At 29.9% G+C, this 19,905-nt stretch carries 16 protein-coding genes; 8 read left to right on the top strand and 8 right to left on the bottom strand.

What is annotated here, in order from left to right; all coding sequences use genetic code 11:
• Positions 1 to 231: 231 nt before the first annotated feature.
• From KPL55_RS21450 to KPL55_RS21440, 3 genes are read right to left on the bottom strand one after another with little or no spacing between them, the layout of a single operon-like run.
• Positions 232 to 1,905, bottom strand: a complete 1,674-nt coding sequence (locus tag KPL55_RS21450) for a diguanylate cyclase domain-containing protein (protein WP_216308801.1) — start codon at positions 1,903 to 1,905, stop codon at positions 232 to 234.
• On the bottom strand, positions 1,883 to 3,589 hold the full coding sequence (locus KPL55_RS21445) for a diguanylate cyclase domain-containing protein (protein ID WP_216308800.1): 1,707 nt from the start codon (positions 3,587 to 3,589) through the stop codon (positions 1,883 to 1,885). Before KPL55_RS21445 ends, KPL55_RS21450 begins: the two co-directional genes overlap by 23 nt.
• Before the next feature lie 53 nt (positions 3,590 to 3,642).
• Positions 3,643 to 5,220, bottom strand: coding sequence for a bifunctional metallophosphatase/5'-nucleotidase (locus KPL55_RS21440; RefSeq protein ID WP_216308799.1), 1,578 nt, complete (start codon positions 5,218 to 5,220; stop codon positions 3,643 to 3,645).
• Positions 5,221 to 5,458: 238 nt separating this feature from the next.
• On the opposite strand from KPL55_RS21440, the gene KPL55_RS21435 reads away from it, so the two are divergent.
• The 3 genes from KPL55_RS21435 (at position 5,459) to KPL55_RS21425 (ending at position 9,521) form a co-directional block, all read left to right on the top strand.
• A complete protein-coding gene (locus tag KPL55_RS21435) occupies positions 5,459 to 7,759 on the top strand; it encodes a formate C-acetyltransferase (protein WP_216308798.1) in 2,301 nt (766 codons plus the stop codon).
• Positions 7,760 to 7,770: 11 nt separating this feature from the next.
• Positions 7,771 to 8,592, top strand: coding sequence for a [formate-C-acetyltransferase]-activating enzyme (locus KPL55_RS21430; protein WP_216308797.1), 822 nt, complete (start codon positions 7,771 to 7,773; stop codon positions 8,590 to 8,592).
• 62 nt (positions 8,593 to 8,654) lie between these two features.
• A complete protein-coding gene (locus KPL55_RS21425; protein WP_216308796.1) occupies positions 8,655 to 9,521 on the top strand; it encodes an SDR family oxidoreductase in 867 nt (288 codons plus the stop codon).
• A 183-nt stretch (positions 9,522 to 9,704) separates the two neighbouring features.
• Here the strand turns inward: KPL55_RS21425 and KPL55_RS21420 are convergent, their stop codons facing one another.
• Positions 9,705 to 10,964 (bottom strand): MFS transporter, encoded by a 1,260-nt coding sequence (locus KPL55_RS21420; RefSeq protein WP_216308795.1) that lies wholly within the window; start codon positions 10,962 to 10,964, stop codon positions 9,705 to 9,707.
• Between the two features lie 112 nt (positions 10,965 to 11,076).
• Positions 11,077 to 11,400 (bottom strand): hypothetical protein, encoded by a 324-nt coding sequence (locus KPL55_RS21415; protein WP_216308794.1) that lies wholly within the window; start codon positions 11,398 to 11,400, stop codon positions 11,077 to 11,079.
• Positions 11,401 to 11,946: 546 nt separating this feature from the next.
• Here KPL55_RS21415 and KPL55_RS21410 point away from each other — a divergent pair.
• On the top strand, positions 11,947 to 12,738 hold the full coding sequence (locus tag KPL55_RS21410; RefSeq protein WP_216308793.1) for an HAD family hydrolase: 792 nt from the start codon (positions 11,947 to 11,949) through the stop codon (positions 12,736 to 12,738).
• Here KPL55_RS21410 and pknB read toward each other — a convergent pair.
• Positions 12,735 to 14,252, bottom strand: coding sequence for a Stk1 family PASTA domain-containing Ser/Thr kinase (gene pknB / locus KPL55_RS21405; protein WP_216308792.1), 1,518 nt, complete (start codon positions 14,250 to 14,252; stop codon positions 12,735 to 12,737). The two genes, KPL55_RS21410 and pknB, sit on opposite strands and share 4 nt — an antisense overlap.
• 151 nt (positions 14,253 to 14,403) lie before the next feature.
• On the opposite strand from pknB, the gene KPL55_RS21400 reads away from it, so the two are divergent.
• Complete coding sequence (locus KPL55_RS21400) at positions 14,404 to 17,136, top strand: peptidoglycan D,D-transpeptidase FtsI family protein (RefSeq protein WP_216308791.1); 2,733 nt, start codon at positions 14,404 to 14,406, stop codon at positions 17,134 to 17,136.
• A gap of 56 nt (positions 17,137 to 17,192) precedes the next feature.
• On the opposite strand, the gene KPL55_RS21395 is transcribed toward KPL55_RS21400, so the two are convergent.
• The gene (locus tag KPL55_RS21395) at positions 17,193 to 17,339 is read right to left on the bottom strand and encodes a hypothetical protein (RefSeq protein WP_216308790.1); all 147 of its coding nucleotides are present in this window, start codon (positions 17,337 to 17,339) and stop codon (positions 17,193 to 17,195) included.
• A gap of 296 nt (positions 17,340 to 17,635) precedes the next feature.
• Here KPL55_RS21395 and KPL55_RS21390 point away from each other — a divergent pair, with 296 nt between their 5' ends.
• The 3 genes from KPL55_RS21390 (at position 17,636) to KPL55_RS21380 (ending at position 19,282) form a co-directional block, all read left to right on the top strand.
• Positions 17,636 to 17,827, top strand: coding sequence for an alpha/beta-type small acid-soluble spore protein (locus KPL55_RS21390; protein ID WP_216308789.1), 192 nt, complete (start codon positions 17,636 to 17,638; stop codon positions 17,825 to 17,827).
• Between the two features lie 151 nt (positions 17,828 to 17,978).
• Positions 17,979 to 18,548, top strand: a complete 570-nt coding sequence (locus KPL55_RS21385; RefSeq protein ID WP_216308788.1) for a nitroreductase family protein — start codon at positions 17,979 to 17,981, stop codon at positions 18,546 to 18,548.
• Positions 18,549 to 18,706: 158 nt separating this feature from the next.
• On the top strand, positions 18,707 to 19,282 hold the full coding sequence (locus KPL55_RS21380) for a C40 family peptidase (RefSeq protein WP_216308787.1): 576 nt from the start codon (positions 18,707 to 18,709) through the stop codon (positions 19,280 to 19,282).
• A 66-nt stretch (positions 19,283 to 19,348) separates the two neighbouring features.
• On the opposite strand, the gene KPL55_RS21375 is transcribed toward KPL55_RS21380, so the two are convergent.
• Positions 19,349 to 19,789 (bottom strand): hypothetical protein, encoded by a 441-nt coding sequence (locus KPL55_RS21375; RefSeq protein WP_216308813.1) that lies wholly within the window; start codon positions 19,787 to 19,789, stop codon positions 19,349 to 19,351.
• Between the last annotated feature and the right edge of the window lie 116 nt (positions 19,790 to 19,905).

The raw sequence follows: 19,905 nt of genomic DNA, 5'->3' as shown, positions 1-19,905 counted from the left end.
TAAAATAACCTTTATTATTCCATTATAATTCCTTTTTCTACTACTTTATATAGATTATATTATGATATTACTTATTTTGCAAGAATTTTCTTTCAATTTACATCTGCTTACTAATTTACAGTTTGTTTACATAGAGTTTATACTCTGTTTACAAACAAAACATACATTTTTCTCAATATGCAGACAAAAAAATATGGATAAGCATTAATGCCTATCCATAATTTTCTTCTCTTATTTATTTAAATTTTCTTCCATTTCTGCTGAATATATATTATATCTATTTCCACCTTTTCGTTTAGCTTCATACATTCCTAAATCTGCATTCTTTATTAACGTATCGGCATCAATTCCATGGTCTGGGAATATACTTATTCCTATACTACTGCCTATTAATAATTTGTTTTCCTTATATGTAAACGTTGTACTTAATGTTTTCACTGCTGCAATTGCAATTTTTTTAACATTCTCTGTATCTTTTAAATCTCTTAGTATTATTATAAATTCATCTCCACCAATTCTATAAATTGTATCCATTGAACTTACAATGTCTTTTAATCTCCTACCAACACTTTTAAGAATTTCATCTCCTGCTAGATGACCATAATTATCATTAGCACTTTTAAACTTATCCAAATCTATAAACAGAACTGCAAATTTATCATTTTTATTTTCTAATAATATGTTAATATCCTCTAACATCTTTTTTCTGTTGGGCACTTCTGTAAGTGCATCATAATATACAAAATGACGTATTTGCTCTTCTGCGTGTAATCTATCTTCTATCTCTTTTTTAAGCTTAATATTTGAATCTTCTAATTCATATGTATACAACTTTTGTAACTCATCTATCTTTTTTCTTTCAGAAACATCATGTAATATTACAAGAATTCCCAATACATCTTTATACTCATCATATATAACTGTTCCCGATAATTCACAAATAAGTTTATCTTTATTTTTTTTATGTAAATCCACTTCAATATTAACAACCTTTTCCTCTTGCATTATAGTATTAAATTTAAAATCCCTAAAATTTATTATAACATTGAGCGATTTCCGCTCTAAATCTAGATAATCATAACCTGTTATATTTAGTGATGCTTCATTACAATTTTTTATTAGTAGGTCCTCACTTAGAATGAAAATCGGCTCATTTACAGCTTCAAAAATATATTCTGATACAAGTTCATAAGAAATTGACATCATTTTATGTTTATTAATTGCATACCACATTCCACCCATTCCAATAGAAACAGTAATAATACCAAGGGGGAAATTAAGAATACCAAACATGGGTAAAATTAAATCTGATATCCCTGCTAACACAAAACTAATTAAACTGGTAATTAAAATAGTTTTCATCTGTATTTTCACTCTATTCTTATGAGAATTTCTCATTTGAAAATATATTATTAGAATACTTGATACAAACAAAATTAATATAAATATACTAAAGACAACTCCAATAGGCTTAGTAGTATATAAATTATCTACAAACCCATAAACTTCATTACTTATTTCTTTTGAGGGCTGATATACTAATGAATTTATAAAAAATATTATTGTTATTATATATATTAGAAATTGTATTTTGCTCGTTCTGTAATTTTCTTTATTTATATTTACAATAGAAGATGCGAAAGATATCCATACTGCATTAAAAGAAAACCAACCTAATGCAGAAACTATTCTCCAGATTCTCGCAATTTCTAAACTAGGAGAAATTAACATGAATGCATATCCTAATGCCCAAAGGCTACAGGATATACACAAAATTAAAAAATCCACATTTACTTTTGACTTTCTATCTTTTTTATAAATATCAATGCCAAAAAACAAGTAAAAAACAAAACAAATACATAATATTGCAAATAATATAATCCTAATAAGTTCTTGATGTAACATCCTGTATTGCCCCCTCGTGTGACTCTTTTTCTTTCTTTTCTAGGCAATATATTGTATATTGATTTCCGCCATTTCTCTTAGCCTCATACATTCCTGAATCTGCATTCTTTATTAACGTGTCTGCATCCATTCCATGTTCTGGGAATATGCTAATACCTATACTACTACCTACAAACAACTTATTATCCTTATAAATAAAAGCTGTACTTAATGTTTCAACTGCTGCTAACGCAATTCTATGAACATTTTCTATATCTTTTATATCTCTTAGTATTATAATAAATTCATCTCCACCAATTCTATAAATCGTGTCCATTGAACTTATAATGTTTATTAGTCTCCTACCAACACTTTTAAGAATTTCGTCTCCTGCTAGATGACCATAATTATCATTAGCACTTTTAAACTTATCCAAATCTATAAACAGAACTGCAAATTTTTCATTTTTATTTTCTAATAATATATTAATGTCTTCCAACATTTTTTTTCTGTTGGGGACTTCTGTAAGTGCATCATAATATACAAAATGGCGTATTTGCTCTTCTGCACGTTGTCTATCTTCTATCTCATTTTTAAGTTTAAGATTTGAATCTTCTAATTCATATGTATAAATCTTTTGTAACTCATCTATCTTTTTTCTTTCAGAGACATCATGCAATATAATAAGAATTCCTAATACATCTTTATACTCATCATATACAACGGTTGCCGATAGTTCACAAATAAGTGTTTCTTTATTTTTTCTATATAAATCAACCTCTATATTAGTAACCTTTCCCTCTTGCATAATACTATTAAAATTATAATCCCTAAAATTTATTATTGAATTAAGGTACTTTTTATCTAAGTCTGAATAATTATATCCAGTTATATCCAGTGAAACTTCATTACAATTTTTCACCAGAAAATCTTCACCTAAAATGAAAATTGGTTCACTAACAGCTTTAAAAATAAATTGTGATACACGTTTATAAGAAATAGACATCATATTATATTTATTAACTGCAAACCACATTCCACCCATTCCAATAGACATCGCTATAATCCCAGCTGGAAAAACTTTAATGCCCATTATTGGACAAATTAAATCTGGTATTCCCCCTAAGAAAAAGCAGATTGAACTAGTAATTAATATAGTTTTCATTTGCTTTCTTACCCTATTCTTTTTAGAATCTTTCATTATAAAATATTCCATTACAAAACTTATTGTAAGCAAGGTTGCTATATATATAGTAAACATAGTTCCGATTGCTGTAGTAAAATATAAATCACCTACAAATCCATAGGATTCTTTACTTATTACTTTAGATGGTTCGTATGATATATTACTTATGAAAAATATTATTAAAGGTATATATGCCAAATAATGTACTTTATAGTTTGATCTTTTTTCATTTATTTCTTTAAGAGAAAATACGAAGGATAAGACTAATCCATCTAAAAAGCAAGCTCCAAATAGAGCTATTATTCTCCATATATTCGCAATTTCTATACTAGGGCTAATTAACATAAATGCATATCCAATAGCCCAAAGGCTAGCGCATATACATAAAAATAAAAAAATTATATTTACTTTCGAATTTTTATCTTTCTTATAACTATAAACACCTAGAAATAAGTATAAGACAAAACATATACATAATATTGCAAACAAAGTAGTTCTAATAATATTTTCTTGTAGCATTGATTATTTCCCTCCGATTTACCCTAATACATTATAAAACTTACCCTAATACATTATATAACCTTCCAATTGTTATTCAATGCTACCTTAACTGTTTTTCTTACAAGAATGTAGTTTGCAATTAGTTCAGCCATATCTATGGGTATGTCTTTAAGAATTGGTTTCCCCTTAAACATTAAATAGTCACCACCGCCACCGGCTCTATAATTGTTCATCACCACAGCATAGTCCTCTTCCATATTTAGTGGATTGTTTTTATAATTTATTTTTGTAATCCTAGAGTTTATGGGTTTTGAAACATCTATAACATACTCTATTCCTTCCCACATATCATAATTATAATGATGAACTTTAGGATATTTACCATTCATGCTTACCTGCAAATTCCCATCAACCATACTAAAATATTGTGCAGATTTTTCTAGCGCTGCTTTAATGTCGGCGCCTTTTAAGCTAATTACCTTTAATGTATTGGGGTATTTGTAGTTTGCTATTATATCTCGCATAGTAACATTATTCTTAAATCCCTTGCAGTGGTTATCAAAAATAGCAGTATTTGATATATCAACCTTCGCAGCATCCATCTGAACATTATTTATAAATTCAGCATAAGCATTATCTTTAAGCCTTGCCTCAAAAGGATCTTTAATAATCATGTCACCCTCTATATCTCCCATAGGAGTATCAAGCCATGCTTGAGTTTTTGTTTCTATATTATTTACGCAATCCACAATTCTTGTATCTACATGAACTCCATTTGCATTAATAGTTGATGACTCTTTACTAGATATAGACCATTTCCCAGATTTTTTAGTAAGTTCAATAGAAACTTTGCCAATCGACCTTGCATTGTAACCTGTTTGCAAAACCAAAACACCATTCACCAAAATATTTTCTATAATTCTATGCTGATGCCCAGTTAAAAGCACATCCATATTATTAACTTTTTTGCATAATTCATATGCCTGATTTTCTCCTGTTAATTTTTCCGATGGCTCACCAGTTTCTAAATCTCTTTCAAATCCACCATGATAAGATACTATATTTACATCAGTATTCTCTTGTCTTTTCATTATATCAAGCCATTTGCTAGCGCTCTCTACTACATCTTCAAAATTCAAATCCTCAATTGTTTCAGGATTTTCCCAGTTAGGAATATACTTTGTGGTTAATCCTAAGATACCTACTTTTAATCCATTATCAAATGTTTTAATAATGTAAGGCTTACTTGTAAAGCTCTCTCCATTAGTTTTTTTCGTTATATTGGCACATATCCATGGAAAATTTGATAATTTAATAGCATCCTCTAAATAAACCCTACCATAGTTAAACTCATGGTTTCCAATGACAGCAACATCATATCCCATAAGATTCATAACTTCAATCATTGGATTTTTTATATCATTATTTATTTTAGCATGGAAATATGTAATTGCAGTACCTTGAAGCATATCGCCATTATCTATAAGTAAGGTATTCTTATTTATTTTACGTTGATCTCTAATTATTGTAGATAAAGCTGCAAGTCCACAATTAGAATATGAATTGTCGGAATAATTTATAGGTAATATAGATCCATGAACATCACTAGTTTCTAAAATTGTAAGCTTAAACTCTTCATCTAAATGCATATTACACTCTCCTAATTATAAAAAAATTTAATAATTATTTTTAGTCTCTTTATTTTACCATATATAGTAGAAAAAGTTGTAACACTTTTAATGAACATATTAATTAAAATAGTTTGTAATACATAATAATTTTTATATTCAGGTATTGAATTTTTATTATTTTAGTAATACAATAAGAATAAGTAATAAACATTAATAGAAAACAATAACAATAAATAACAAATAGGAGGTTTATACTTTGGCTAATGATAGAATCCAATTACTTAAAAGTGGTCTTTTTGAAAATAAAAGAGAAGTATCCCTTGAAAGGGCTCTGCTATATACTCAAAGTTATAAAGAAACAATGCTTGATTCAGCAATTATAAGGCGGGCAAAAGCAACTGCCCATGTCCTTGATAATGTAAGAATCTCTATAAGAACTGAAGAACTTATAATTGGTAATAGAACTATAAAACCTAGGAGCGGAATCATTTCTCCTGAAATGGATCCATACTGGATTAGTGATGAACTTGATACTTTAGAAAGTAGACCACAAGACCCTTTTATTATCTCTGCTCAGGATAAGAAAATTTATAGAGAGGTTCTTTATCCCTATTGGGCCGGTAAATCCTTAAAAGACTTTATAAATGATAAGATTACTTGTGAGGTACGCAAGCCTGTTGATTTAGATATTTTCAAACTTAATCAAACTGATAAAGGTCAAGGTCATATAATAACGAATTTTGAGAAACTATTAAACCAAGGCCTTGGCATGATAATCCATGAATCATCAGAGCTATCTGAAAAGAACCCAGGCAATGATTTCTATAAAGCATCCCAAATAACCCTTAAAGCTTCTCAAAGACATATTTTAAGATATGCTGAATTTGCTAAATTGAGTGCTGAGAAAGAACTTAACAAAAGACGAAAAGCTGAGTTTTTAGAAATCTCTAGAATTTCAACAAAAATCTCTAAGGAAAAGCCTGAGACTTTTTATGAAGCTTGCCAGCTATTATGGTATTTTTCTGTAATTCTACAATATGAATCCAATGCTAGTTCCTTGTCTTTAGGTGGTTTTGATAAGTATATGTATCATTTTTATGAAAATGACCTTAAGAATGGGATAAGTGCTGAGAGTCTACGAGAAGTCTTAACCTGCTTATGGATTAAAACAAATGATGTTGTTTTAATTAGAAGTAGCAATAGTGCTACTTACTTTGCTGGGTTCCCAACTGGGTATACTATAACCCTTGGAGGACTTACTCCTAGTGGTCGATCTGCAGTTAATGATTTATCATATCTTGCTCTAGATACTTATCAAGATATTCGCCTTCCTCAACCAAATTTGGGTGTACGTGTAAATGAACTTATAGAGCCAGCTTTCTTAAAGAAGACCGCTGAAACAGTAAGACTTGGCACAGGAATTCCTCAAATATTTAACGATGAAGTAATAGTTCCAGGATTTTTAAACAGAGGTGTTAGTTTAGAGGATGCAAGAGACTATTCTGTCGTTGGTTGTGTTGAACTCTCACTTCCTGGTAAAACTTATGGACTACATGATATAGCACTATTTAACTTACTAAAAATAATGGAGATATCATTAAAGGAAAGCGTTAACAATGAGAATATTACCTTTGATGAAATAATCCTAGAAATAAAAGAAAATATCGATAAATATGTGAAACTCATGGTCGATGGTTGTAACATTGTAGATATTGCACATAAAGAATTTGCACCTGTCCCACTTCTTTCGTGTTTCATAGATAATTGTTTAGTAACTGGAAAAGATATCACAGATGGTGGTGCAAAATATAATTTTTCTGGGGTACAAGGTATTGGCATTGCAAATTTAAGCGATTCACTTTATGCCCTAAAAAAGATAGTTTTTGAGGAGAAAAGAATTACCTTAAAGGCTCTAATAAAAGCTTTGGACTGTAATTTCGAAGGTATCGAAAATGAAAAACTTAGAGTTCGTTTGATAAATAAGTATGATAAGTTCGGAAATGACAATGATGAAGTAGACAATCTTAGCTCTGATATTCTTAGATACTACTCGAAATCCGTGGAAAAGCATGTTACTCCTAGAGGTGGAACATTTGTACCTGGTTCGTACACTGTATCAGCGCATATTCCACTTGGTAAATCTGTAGGTGCTACTCCTGATGGTCGTAAATCCGGGCAGCAACTTGCAGATGGTGGCTTGTCCCCAATGGTTGGACGAGATGTTCTTGGACCTACTGCAGTACTTAAAAGCGTGAGCAAGTTAGATAACTACTTAACAACAAATGGCAGCTTATTAAATGTTAAGTTTAGTCCTAAAACTCTAGAAGGCACATCTGGAATCCATAAATTATGTGATTTTCTATATGCTTTTATGAAGCTAAAAATTCAGCATATACAATTCAATGTTGTTTCAGTAGAGACATTAAAAAGTGCTCAGGCAAGACCAAATGATTATAAGGGACTTGTAATAAGAGTTGCAGGTTATAGTGCTTTTTTTATAGAGCTAAGCCGCGAAATTCAAGATGACATCATAAGAAGAACGCAACATAATTTATAGGAAGTGATTAGGTGAAAGCTTTAATATTAAACATACAACGATATTCTTTACATGACGGCACAGGAATTCGGACAATTGTATTTTTTAAAGGTTGTCCCCTTAAATGCCCATGGTGTAGCAACCCTGAAGCTATAAGTTTTGAACCTCAAATAGTTAAAATGCAAAGTAAATGTATCCATTGCAAGCATTGTAGCCTAGACGTAATTGAATGTCCATCAGGTGCAATTACTGAGTTTGGTAAATATATGACTGTAGAAGAAGTTGTGGCAGAAGTTCAAAAGGATATGGTTTTCTATCGTACGTCTAAAGGTGGGGTTACTCTCTCAGGTGGTGAAGTATTATCTCAAAGTGCTTTTGCAAGTAAGTTACTTAAGAATCTAAAAACTCTAGGCATTAACACCGCTATAGAAACTAGTGGTCAAGGAAATACAAAAGCTCTTATTGAACTAGCTTCCTATTTAGATTTAATATTATTTGATCTTAAAATAATGGATAAAGAAAAATCCAAACTACTCCTTGGCGCAAATATAGAACTAATAAAAAATAATTTCAAACTCTTGGTGAAAATGAATAAAAAAGTTATACCCAGAGTACCTTTAATACCAGGGTATACTACAGATGATGAAAACATAAAAGAAATAATTAACTTCGTTAAAAGCTTAAATCTATCAGAAATTCATCTTCTACCTTTTCATCAATATGGCAGCAATAAATATAAATTATTAAAAGTGGATTATAAATTATCAGATGTATCTGCTTTTTCCACTGAAAGTATTGAGAAAATAGCAAGTAAAATGAGATATAATGGTCTTAACGTAATTATAGGTGGATAGTATATATGTCAATTCTTCTTAGTTTTTATAAATTGAAATTTTAAATAAAGGTGTGTGCTTAAATGAAAAAAATATTATTAACAGGCGGAAATGGTTTCTTTTGTACAAGATTTGCACTACGATATAAAAACACTTATGAAATTCTCTCTGCTAGTTCATCAATGCTTGATATTACTAATGAAGAGAATGTAACTGAAATTTTCGAGAGTTTTAAGCCAGATTATGTAATTCATGCAGCTGCCAAAGCAAGTACTGAATTTTGCGACAAAAATCCTGAGCTTGCATATAAAATTAATGTAACAGGCGCTTTAAACGTTGCAAAAGCTTGCAAGAAATCAAATTCTAAAATGATATTTCTCAGCACAGAACAAGTTTTTAATGGAAATGTAGACGCTGGTCCTTATACCGAAGATGATACTCCAAGTCCTGATACAATGTATGGTAAAAATAAACTTGAAGCTGAAGGTTTACTAAAAGAAGTATTAGATGAACTTTGGGTTGTAAGATTCACTTGGCTTTTGGGGATGCCTGAACGTAATTGTAGTATGTCTCCTAATATACTTTGGGGTACCTTAACTGATATTATGTTAGGTAAAAAAACAAAGGCTACTCCAAATGAATATAGAGGCTTAACTTATGTTCATGAAGTTATTGATCAGTTTCCAATGATATTTGAGATTCCTTATGGCATATATCACCTTGGTAGTCATAATGATTTAAGCCGTTATGACATATGCTCATTAATATTTAAAGAAGTTGGTTTAGAACATAGAATGAATGAATTATTAGAAAAGGAAACTGAAAAATATAAAGACCACCATAGAGATGTAAGACTATGTACTGATAAAATTAAAAGTTATGGTCTAGAGTTTTCAGACTCGAAAGATGGAATAAAGAAATGTCTAAAAGAATTTAAAATAAAATTATAAAATTTTACTAAGACCTAACTAAGGCTTAACTTCATTAAAGTGATTGTTTCCAGCATTCACTCAATAATGAAGTTAAGTCTTTAATTAATTTGTTGTTAAATTTAACAATATTTTAATTAAGTAAATTTTTCATATATAATCCCCTTAACTAATATATTTACTGGGAAATAATCTACCATAAATTTATTCCATTATATTTTCAGACTTATGGCCTGATATATTGGATTGAAAAATGGTAAGTATTATCCCTACAAGTAAAAGACAAATGTTTAGTAAGAATGGGAACCTTCGATCTACCCCCGATAATATACCTGCAATCCATCCAAATGGTGATGTAAAAGCTACTACAATTACGTATAATATAGCCATTATTCTAGCTCTTTCCTTTGGATCCACCAAGATTACTTGCATGGAATCTAGTATCGGACTTATGAGTGATATACTGCAGGCCTCTAAAATGATACTTATTATTAGAATAAGATATCCTTTATCTGGAGTTGCTATTAAAAGAATTTGGCTAATTGTGAACAATGAAAATCCAATAATTAAAGGTTTTTTAAATTTAAAAGCCCCAATGGTACGAACTAATGTAAAGAAGAATATAATCATAATGGTAGAACGTATAAAAGGAAACATTCCTATATATTTAGCTGGTATATGAATTCTTTCAGTTACTATAATTGCCCAGAAGGTATTATTTACTACCCCTATTATACTCATAATAAGCATTATTCCTACTGTAAGTAAGGTTTCTGGTGTTTTTAGTATTTTAATAAAGACAGTTGAATATCCCTTAAATAAATTCATAATATTTATGTGTTTGGTTTCTTCCATTCTAATCTTACCTTGTCCTGTTTCTGTAGAATACTTATTAAGTATTAAGAACTTAGATGTCATCATAACAAAAGAAATAATATATAGGACTCTAACAGTTGGAACCAATCCAAATTTGCTTATAAAAAGCCCTGATATTGGTGCAAAAAATGCAGCACCTAATCCTAATATGTAAATCCAGGTATAGATATTAACAATTTGTTTTTTATCACAATCCTCAACTAGTAAACAACTCCACGAGTTCATTGTTACTCGAGAAATACTATTTATTATAGCTGCAATCACAAAATAAGAGAAACTTCTTGAAAAAGCCCATATTAAACAAGGAATACTCCAAGCTAAAGTATCAAAAATTAAAGTAGTTCTTTTCCTACCTAGCTTGTCTGTAATTACACCTCCAAGAAGTGAAAATATAATTTGAAAAACCATTCCTATGCTAGCAGTAAAACCAATTTGGCTATCTGTTAGGCCTAAAGTATACATATATATAGAAACATATGGAGCAAATAAATTAAATGGAATTCCCCATAATGGCTCAGTATAGACGCACGCTCTAGGGTTTCCTTTTAAATGAATTAAAGTATGAATTAGTGGATGTTGTTTTCTCATAACTTTATCCTTTCTACTATATTTTATTATTACTATATTTTATTATTACTTTATAATAATTATAGTATAAATTTGTATATATATCTATACTTTAAATCCACTTATAATATTTTTATAAATTGTATATTGTACCTGTATAATTGATTTGAGAATCTATTTTATACTCCTCATAGTCGATATATGCACCCTTAAAATCCAGAATATTTTCTTGTATACCAAATCCTTCTATACTTATTGTTTCTATTTCATTATTATCATTAACGCATGTAGCTAATGTATAATAAAAATCCTCTTCAACATTATATATAATTGATGTATTTAATATAATAAATCTTCCTTGTCTTATAATATCTCTATTTTCATTTAAAATTTCCACGAAATTAATTCCTCCTCCATCTCCATCATTATTTTCTTTTTCTTTATAAAAACTCGCCATGATTATTCTCCTTTTAATTTAAATTATATTTTCGCTATCACTAAAATTAATATCCATTATATATTATTCATCAGAGTTTCATTACATTCCTTATTGAAAATTTATTCCATGGCTGAAGCCACGAGTATTCTTTTCGATATTATAAATAGTATTTTTAATCTATAAATATCTTAAAAATATTTGTCTAAAAATGTTGAAATTCATCTGTATTGGTGATATGGTGTATATATAACTTTCAGAATTTTTGTAAAATTTCATTAATTAACGAATTAAATTATTATTCTAAGGAGTGATTTTAAGTTTAATCTGCGACCCAACTGGCGTTTTATAATGTATATTAGACTATTGTCACATTATTTATATTATTTATATTCTCTATTCTAATAATTCTTATTTTTCTTTCATTATTTTTTAGAATTTGACTTACGCTCATCCATTCCTCATCAACATTTATAACCTCACACAATCAGTAACAATTGTACTAAAATGATATCAAACGACAACAAATAGTAATTTGCAAATCAAATAAGGAGGTAATATTTACTTATGAAAAAAGCAGTATTTTTTGACATAGATGGAACATTAATAGATTGTTTGAACGGTTTAACAGATATTACCCCAAGAGTGAAGAAAGCAATTCGTAAGCTACAAACTAATGGAGATTATGTTTTCCTTGCAACAGGTCGACCTTATGCATTTTTAAGTAAAGAACTATTAGATTTCGGATTTGATGGTTTTATTCTAACAAATGGAGCACATGTAACAATTAAAGATAAAGTTATTTATAAAGAACCTCTGGATAAAGAAGTTCTTAAAAAATTAATTGCTAATTTTGAAGCACTTGGCATTCAATACATGTTACAAGGAGCATTATATTCATATATGAAAGAAAGTAGCAAAGAATTTTATTCGATTTATGATACTTACAATATTTCTAGAAAATACATAAAGTCTAGTTATGACATTGAAAATATAGACACCTACAAGATTGAAATGCTTTGCAAAGATAAAAACGGCATAGATTACTGTTTGTCCTTGGGATATGATAGTGATGAATATGATTATCTTCATAATATAGATCAAAACTCATTTGAGCTTTATTCAAAAAGAAATACAAAAGGAACAGGAATCCTAAAAGCACTAACTTATTTAAATATTCCAAAAGAAAATAGTTATGCCTTTGGTGATGGAAAAAATGATATAGAAATGTTATCTACTGTTGGATGTGGAATAGCTATGGGAAATGCCAGTGATGAAGTTAAGTCCTACGCAAAAAAAGTGACTGATACCGTACATAATGACGGTATAGCCTTAGGAATCAAAGATTATATAAATTAATCTTTGGAACGATCATTCTTTAGCTTCTTTTGATCTATCGTTTTACCCTTCTTTTTGTCTCTTTCCTTAACCTGAGGTAATTCTTTCTCATCATCATCTTCCTTTTCTCCTTGGCTTATAACTATATCAATTTTGCCACCTTTTTCATAAGATGTATTTACCTCAGGTGACTGACTAATAACTAAACCCTTATCAACACTGTCGCTGTAATTATTTGAAACATTTCCAAGTGAAAATCCATTATTAACTACATTCTGCTCAGCGATTTCTTGAGTACTTCCAATAAGTGACGGTATAACTTTCATTTCATTTACTGGTAACTCTTCAGTTGTTGGTACTTCCTCAGTTACTTGCACATCTTCAGTTGCTTTAGTACTAGTATTTTCAACAACAGGAACTGTTGTTTTTACAGCACTCGTTGGTGTTTTAGCAGTTTCATCTTTGGAAATAAACTTTCCTAAACCAGCTACAAACATAACTAAAATTATTGATGCCATTAATATCATAACCTTTTTCTTCTTGCTTATCTTCCTTTTTAGAGGTTGTACTTCTATATCATTATTAATCATTGTTTCATCTTCACCTGAAGTCGGACTCATTATAGTTGTTAAATCATCCCGTATATCAGAAGATATAACTGTATCCATAAGCCTTGTAGCATTATCTATGTTATTGTTAACCCCTATTTTATAATTAGGATTTTCTTTAATTGACATTAAAATCTTTACCATTTCATTAGCCGTTTGGTACCTTTTTATAGGTTCCTTTTCCATTGCCTTCAAAATTACCTGATTTATATTCTCTGGTATATCTGTGATAATTTTTTTGGGAGGTATAGCAGTTTCCTGAATATGCATCATTGCTATTGTAATAGAACTTTCTGCGTTATATGGCACCTTACCAGTGACCATCTCGTACATTACAATTCCTAAAGAATATATATCTGTTCGACAGTCCACGAGCTTTCCTTTTGCTTGTTCCGGCGAAAAATAATGTACAGTCCCCATAACCTTATTACTAATTGTTATGGTACTAGAATCCATAACTTTAGCTATTCCGAAATCCATAATTTTAACCATCATATCCTGAGTTATCATAATGTTATCTGGTTTTATATCTCGATGAATTATATTGTTACTATGTGCACACTCAAGTGCCTTAGCTACTTGCAAAACTATATCTAAGGTCTTCTGGGGGCTAAGCCTACCATCTTCCTTAATTATTTGCTTTAATGTTTTTCCGTTAATATATTCCATAATTATAAAATTAATATTGTTTTCTGAGCCAACATCATGAATATTTACTATATTGGGATGTGATAATTTAGCAATGGATGTAGCTTCTCTTTTAAATCTCATAACAAAATCCTCATCATCACTTAACTCTGCTTTTAGTATCTTTACAGCTACAAATCTATTTAATAAGTGACACTTTGCTTTATAAACAACTCCCATGCCACCCTCACCAATTTTCTCCAATAACTCATATCTATTTAAAAGTAATTTTCCAATCATATATTTTTTATCCTCCCATAATCAATAATACTTATACATTATATCATAAACGATAAAACTTATAAGGAATTAAACATTTTTTATGGTACTATAGTAGGAGTATAAAAATCTAATCTTATAAAAAAAATGAAAGTTTAAAGTGGTGATTAAAATGAAAAAACGAAAGAAATTTAATAGGTATAATGTTTTACTTATAATTATGGTAGTTATTTTTTCAGTAATAGGTGTTAAATTATACTATCTACAAGTATTTAATGGAGAATATTACAAGAATAAAGCAACTGCTGCAGCTAATACTCACAAGATTACTGTAGTTGCACCAAGAGGCCTTATAACAGATAAAAACGGTATAAACCTCGCAAATGAAATACCTGGCTATAACATTACATACACAAATACTGAAAAATCAAACCTACAATTATTTGCAATATTAGAAAAGGTATTTAAAATTCTGGATGAAAATGGAGAAGTTCAAACAGATAATTTCCCCTTGAAAATTAATCCATACAGATTTGAATTTACTTCAAGTGATCCTAAGTCAATACAAGTCCTGTTATTAAGATTTATAAAAGATAGAGGCCTTCAAGAAGAAATTTTGAAAAACAAATTTAAAAATAAAAAAGAAGCTGATTTAACTTCATCTGAAGTTACTGCTCTGAATAATGAGCTCTTAAAACTAACTCCTGAGCAAATATACAACAAACTTCTTAATAATTATGGTGTAGTAAAAGGCGTATCAAGTTTAAATATCGATGCTCCCCCAGCTCTACTAAGAAGATATTTAATTGTAAAAGACAATATTAAAATGAATTTTTTCACTCAATTTAAACCTATTAACATAGCAACTAATTTAAAGAAAGATACTTCGCTAATAATTGAGCAAAGCCTATCAGAATTACCAGGAATTAAAGTAGATGACCAACCAATGAGACAATACCCCTATGGACAACTTGCTTCATCTGTTTTAGGATATATAAGTAAAATAAGTCCTACTGATAAAGCAAAATATTCTGCAAAAGGTTATGATACAAGTGTAGATTATGTTGGTACATCTGGAATTGAAGCTGCAATGGAGAGTACTCTAAAAGGAGATAATGGCGACGAAGATGTAATTATCGATGATAAAGCTAATGCACGGGATAAATCAAATAGTAAAAAGGCAGTTCCCGGTAAAAATGTTCAGCTTACAATAGATGGAAATTTGCAATATGCCACAGAAAGTGCTTTAAATACTGAAATGAAGGTAATACGAAGTAAAATAACAAACAATGGCTTAGATGTAACAAATGCTACACGAGGCGGAGCTGTTGCCATAGATATCCATACTGGTGGAATATTAGCACTAGTTAGTTTGCCAGGTTATAATCCAAATGATTTTTCTACATCACAAGGATTAACGGAGGCTCAATCAGAAAAATACTTTAACCCAGACTATGAAAAAATGGCAAAAGCTCAAGGGAAATCACAAAGTCTAATTGATTATATGTTTCCCATAGACAAAAGCATAAAAGGAAATACAACAATTAGAAAGGATAAGTTTGATTACTATCCAAAATACTTATACAATTATGCAACTATGTCACTTATTCCTTCTGGTTCTATTTTTAAGCCAATGACAGCAATCGCAGGTCTTGAAACTGGGGTTATTAATGCTAGTTCGACCTACCTTGATAGAGGCGGGTATGATATGGGTGGTAAGAATCAAATAGGAGGCCCAAATTGGAATGAATTCAAAACAGATGGTGCGCTTGGTATTGTAAATGTAGTAAAGGCAATAGAAAAATCCAGTAACCCATTTTTCATGAATGTAGCTCAGAAATTAAGAGAAAAATTTGACGATGATATTTTAGCTAAATATGCATGGATGTTCGGACTCGGGGCTGATCCTAAAACAGTTAAACCTAGTACAGGAATAGAGATAAATGAGAATTTTGGGCAGGTGTATAATACGGTATCCCAGAAAAACCTATCAGCTTCACAATATCTTTATAGTATTGAGGAAGATTTAACTCTTGGAGTTAGTGGTGATGTAAATGGAACAAAATTTCCTGCGATAGATTTATATGATAGGGACGGAGATAATCTTATTGTTTATAAAGGCAGAAAACTCTCTGAGATAAAAACTGAAATTAAAGATAAAATAAAGGACTCTGTAAAGAATGGAACTTTTTCAAAAATAAATTATGAGATTTTGTTTAAACAATTAATCGCTACTGATTCTTTGTATAAAGATCAAAAATTTACAACTGCTAACCTTAACGCAATTGTAAATGATGTATACCTACGATCTGTAACTCAAGGGCATGCTTCTTTAAGCCTACCATACAATATGTTTATTGCCTCAATTGGACAAGGAATGGATAATTTCACGCCTCTTCAAATGGCAAATTATATAGCAACCCTTGCAAATGGCGGGACAAGATACAAACTACATTTGGTTGATAACGTAAAAGATTCTGAAGGCACGTTAGTATCTCAAACAAAACCTGAGGTTTTGGGTAAAGCAGATATGAGTGCAGAAACTAGAGATCTAGTTATGCAGGGAATGAATAAAGTTACAGGTGGTGTAGGTGGTACTACAGATGGTACTGCATCTGGTGCACTTGGTGATTTTCCTATACCTACAGGTGGTAAAACAGGTACAGCACAGTTTAATACACTTGATTTAATGAGTAAAGTTGGTAGAGGAGATTATGCATGGTATGTAGGCTATGCACCAGCGCAAAATCCTGAGATTGCAATATCCATAGCTATATTTGATGGTGGTTATGGTAGTGACGCCGCAAATGTTGCTAGAGGAATGTATGAGAGTTATTTTAAAAATGATCCTCGTATGGCAAAATATAAGAATACGTATGATATAAAACTAAAACGTATTAATTAAAGCTCAAAAAAAATGCTAATATGACTTATATATACATAAGTTATATTAGCATTTTTTTAATAATCAGATATTTTAAAGTTATATTTTTTTGCTAATCGAAGGAGTTCTTTTTCACTTACACTCTCATTAGTGACATTTAGAGACATACTTCTCAGCGATCCTACCTTTTTTAATAAATCTTCTTTTAATTTTTTATAGTTCAAATTATTCACCCTCCTACTTATTCTTTTCCATAGCTTTCAATTTCTACAGTATTAATATCTCGAGTAAGAATAAACGTTTACATACATTAGACAAATTTATCTAATACTACTTTATATTCTACATAAAAGCCTTCTATCCTTTAAACGTAAAGAAGTTAATAGAAATTTAATAAAATGTACCTTTTTTATTAAATTATATTTAAACACCCATATCTTTCAATGAGTATTATTTCAGATACTGCACACTATAATATCAGAAATGAAAATCATTATCAAGTAAAGAGGAGGTGAATTATATGTCAAGAAATAATAGAGTGTTAGTTCCAGAGGCTAAAGCTGGATTAAACAAATTTAAAATGGAAGCAGCTAAAGAAGTAGGAGTAAATCTTACAGATGGTTACAATGGAGATTTAACTTCAAGAGAAAATGGTTCAGTAGGCGGACAAATGGTAAAGAAGATGGTAGAAGCTTATGAAAACAATTTATAACAATAGACCTGTTAAGATTTAGCCTAGCGTAAGCTAGGCTTTTTTATATTTAATTAAAAGAAACCTTTATGAATATATTGTTTTTTGCTTGAAGTATACTCTGTTTATAGCTATACTGTTTGCAATAGCTTTTAAATTATGGGGGTGCAAAATGATAAAGGATTTGGTTTTGGCAAATAGATCTTACAGAAGATTTTATCAAAATGAAACAATAGATTTAAATACTCTAACGGAATTAGTTGACCTTGCTAGGTTATCCGCTTCTGCTGCAAATCTTCAACCATTGAAGTATATTATATCTAATGATATTGTTAAAAATGAGAGCATATTTAAAACTTTAGGATGGGCTGGTTATCTAAAGGATTGGAACGGTCCTTGTGAAGGCGAAAAACCAAGTGCATACATAGTTATCCTTAATGATTTAACTATCAGCAAACAACCTTCCTTAGATACTGGTATATCAGCTCAAAGTATTCTATTCGGCGCAGTAGAAAAAGGTTTAGGTGGATGTATGCTTGGGAATATAAATAAGATCGATTTACGATCAATTCTTAACATAGATAATAATTTTGAAATTAACTTAGTTATAGCTTTAGGAAAACCTAAAGAAAATGTTGTTATTAATGAAATTGTTATACCTGCTGATGTTAAGTACTGGCGAGATGAAAATGCAATTCACCATGTACCTAAAAGATCACTTGAAGAAGTTATTTTAAAATAATTATACTAATAAAAAGCCATCCATTTTTGATTTAGGTTAATCAAAAATTGATGGCTTTTATTTAATGCCTAATTCTAATTCCTAATTTTAGTATATTTAAACAAATTCTATAATAGTTTAATAGAAGGTTATTTTTATCATTGATCATAGGAGGAAGTATGAGACGATCTTTTAATAAAAGAAATCCAATAAGGATTTGGATCTTAATATTAATTCTTATTGTTTTAGCCATTGTTTATATGATTATTACTATTTTTTCGAATTCTAAAACGCCATTAAACAAATCTAACTATATACGAAATGGAGAGCAATACGATGTTCTAGTAAGTGGCAATGATATAGTATCATACTCAGATACACTTCTCGGAATGAATTACTTATGGGGAGGAGAAACACCTGAAATATTAGACCCTTTAGGTAAATATATCAGTGGTGGTTTTGATTGTTCTGGATTTGTACAGTATACCTTTAAGCATTTTGGTATAGATTTACCTAGGACAACTATGGACCAGGTAAATAAAGGTATTTCTATTAATATAAACAATCTCATGATTGGTGATTTAGTATTTTTTAGAACAAACCCAGCTGTTCAATATCAAATATCTCATGTTGGTATATATATTGGAAACAACAAATTTATTCATTCTCCAAAATCTGGGGATATCATAAAAGCATCTGAATTGATTGGGTATTATAAAAAAAAATTTGTGGTAGGTAAAAGGTTATTAAAATAATTTAAAACCATTAATTTTTGACGATAAGATATCAGAAATTAATGGTTTTATGCTTTATTAAATTTTTTAATTACTAAAACGTCCTATCCACCTTAATGTCCCATAAACCGGCATTAAAACCGATAATATTATTCGAGTTCGTTTCTTGTATACTTTATATTTCCACATCCAATACAAACCTAGTGGCCAAAAAACAAATAAAGTTCCTCCTACAGTATACGGATTAGAGTATGCTCTAATTTTCTTAATCTTTGTATCTGCCTTCTCATCATAAATCTCTTCCTCATCGTAATAAGATTCTTCCTCATTTGCATCGATTTCTTCCTCATTATAAGCGTCATCCATCTCACCATAAAAGTCATCATCATTATTATTATTACTATTAGATTCTTCCTTTCTATTGTATGGTTCTACCTTCCTGTCGTATGTTGGTTGTTCTTGTGCCTCTTGATACCCCACTGTTGGATTTTCAACATAAAGGCCATTATTTTCTTTCTGCTTCTTCATTTAATATCCCCCTCGTATAATGTAGTTGTAAGCATTGATAATAAATCAGTAATAATAACTACGAATCTTATCACTCATATCTTAACTAATGTTCGCAACTCATAAATTAATTTTAA

Source organism: Clostridium lacusfryxellense (assembly GCF_018861735.1).
GTDB classification, from domain to species: Bacteria; Bacillota; Clostridia; order Clostridiales; family Clostridiaceae; genus Clostridium_AD; species Clostridium_AD lacusfryxellense.
The sequence above is the reverse complement of the archived record's forward strand: the minus strand, read 5'-3'. Positions and strand labels throughout refer to the sequence as shown.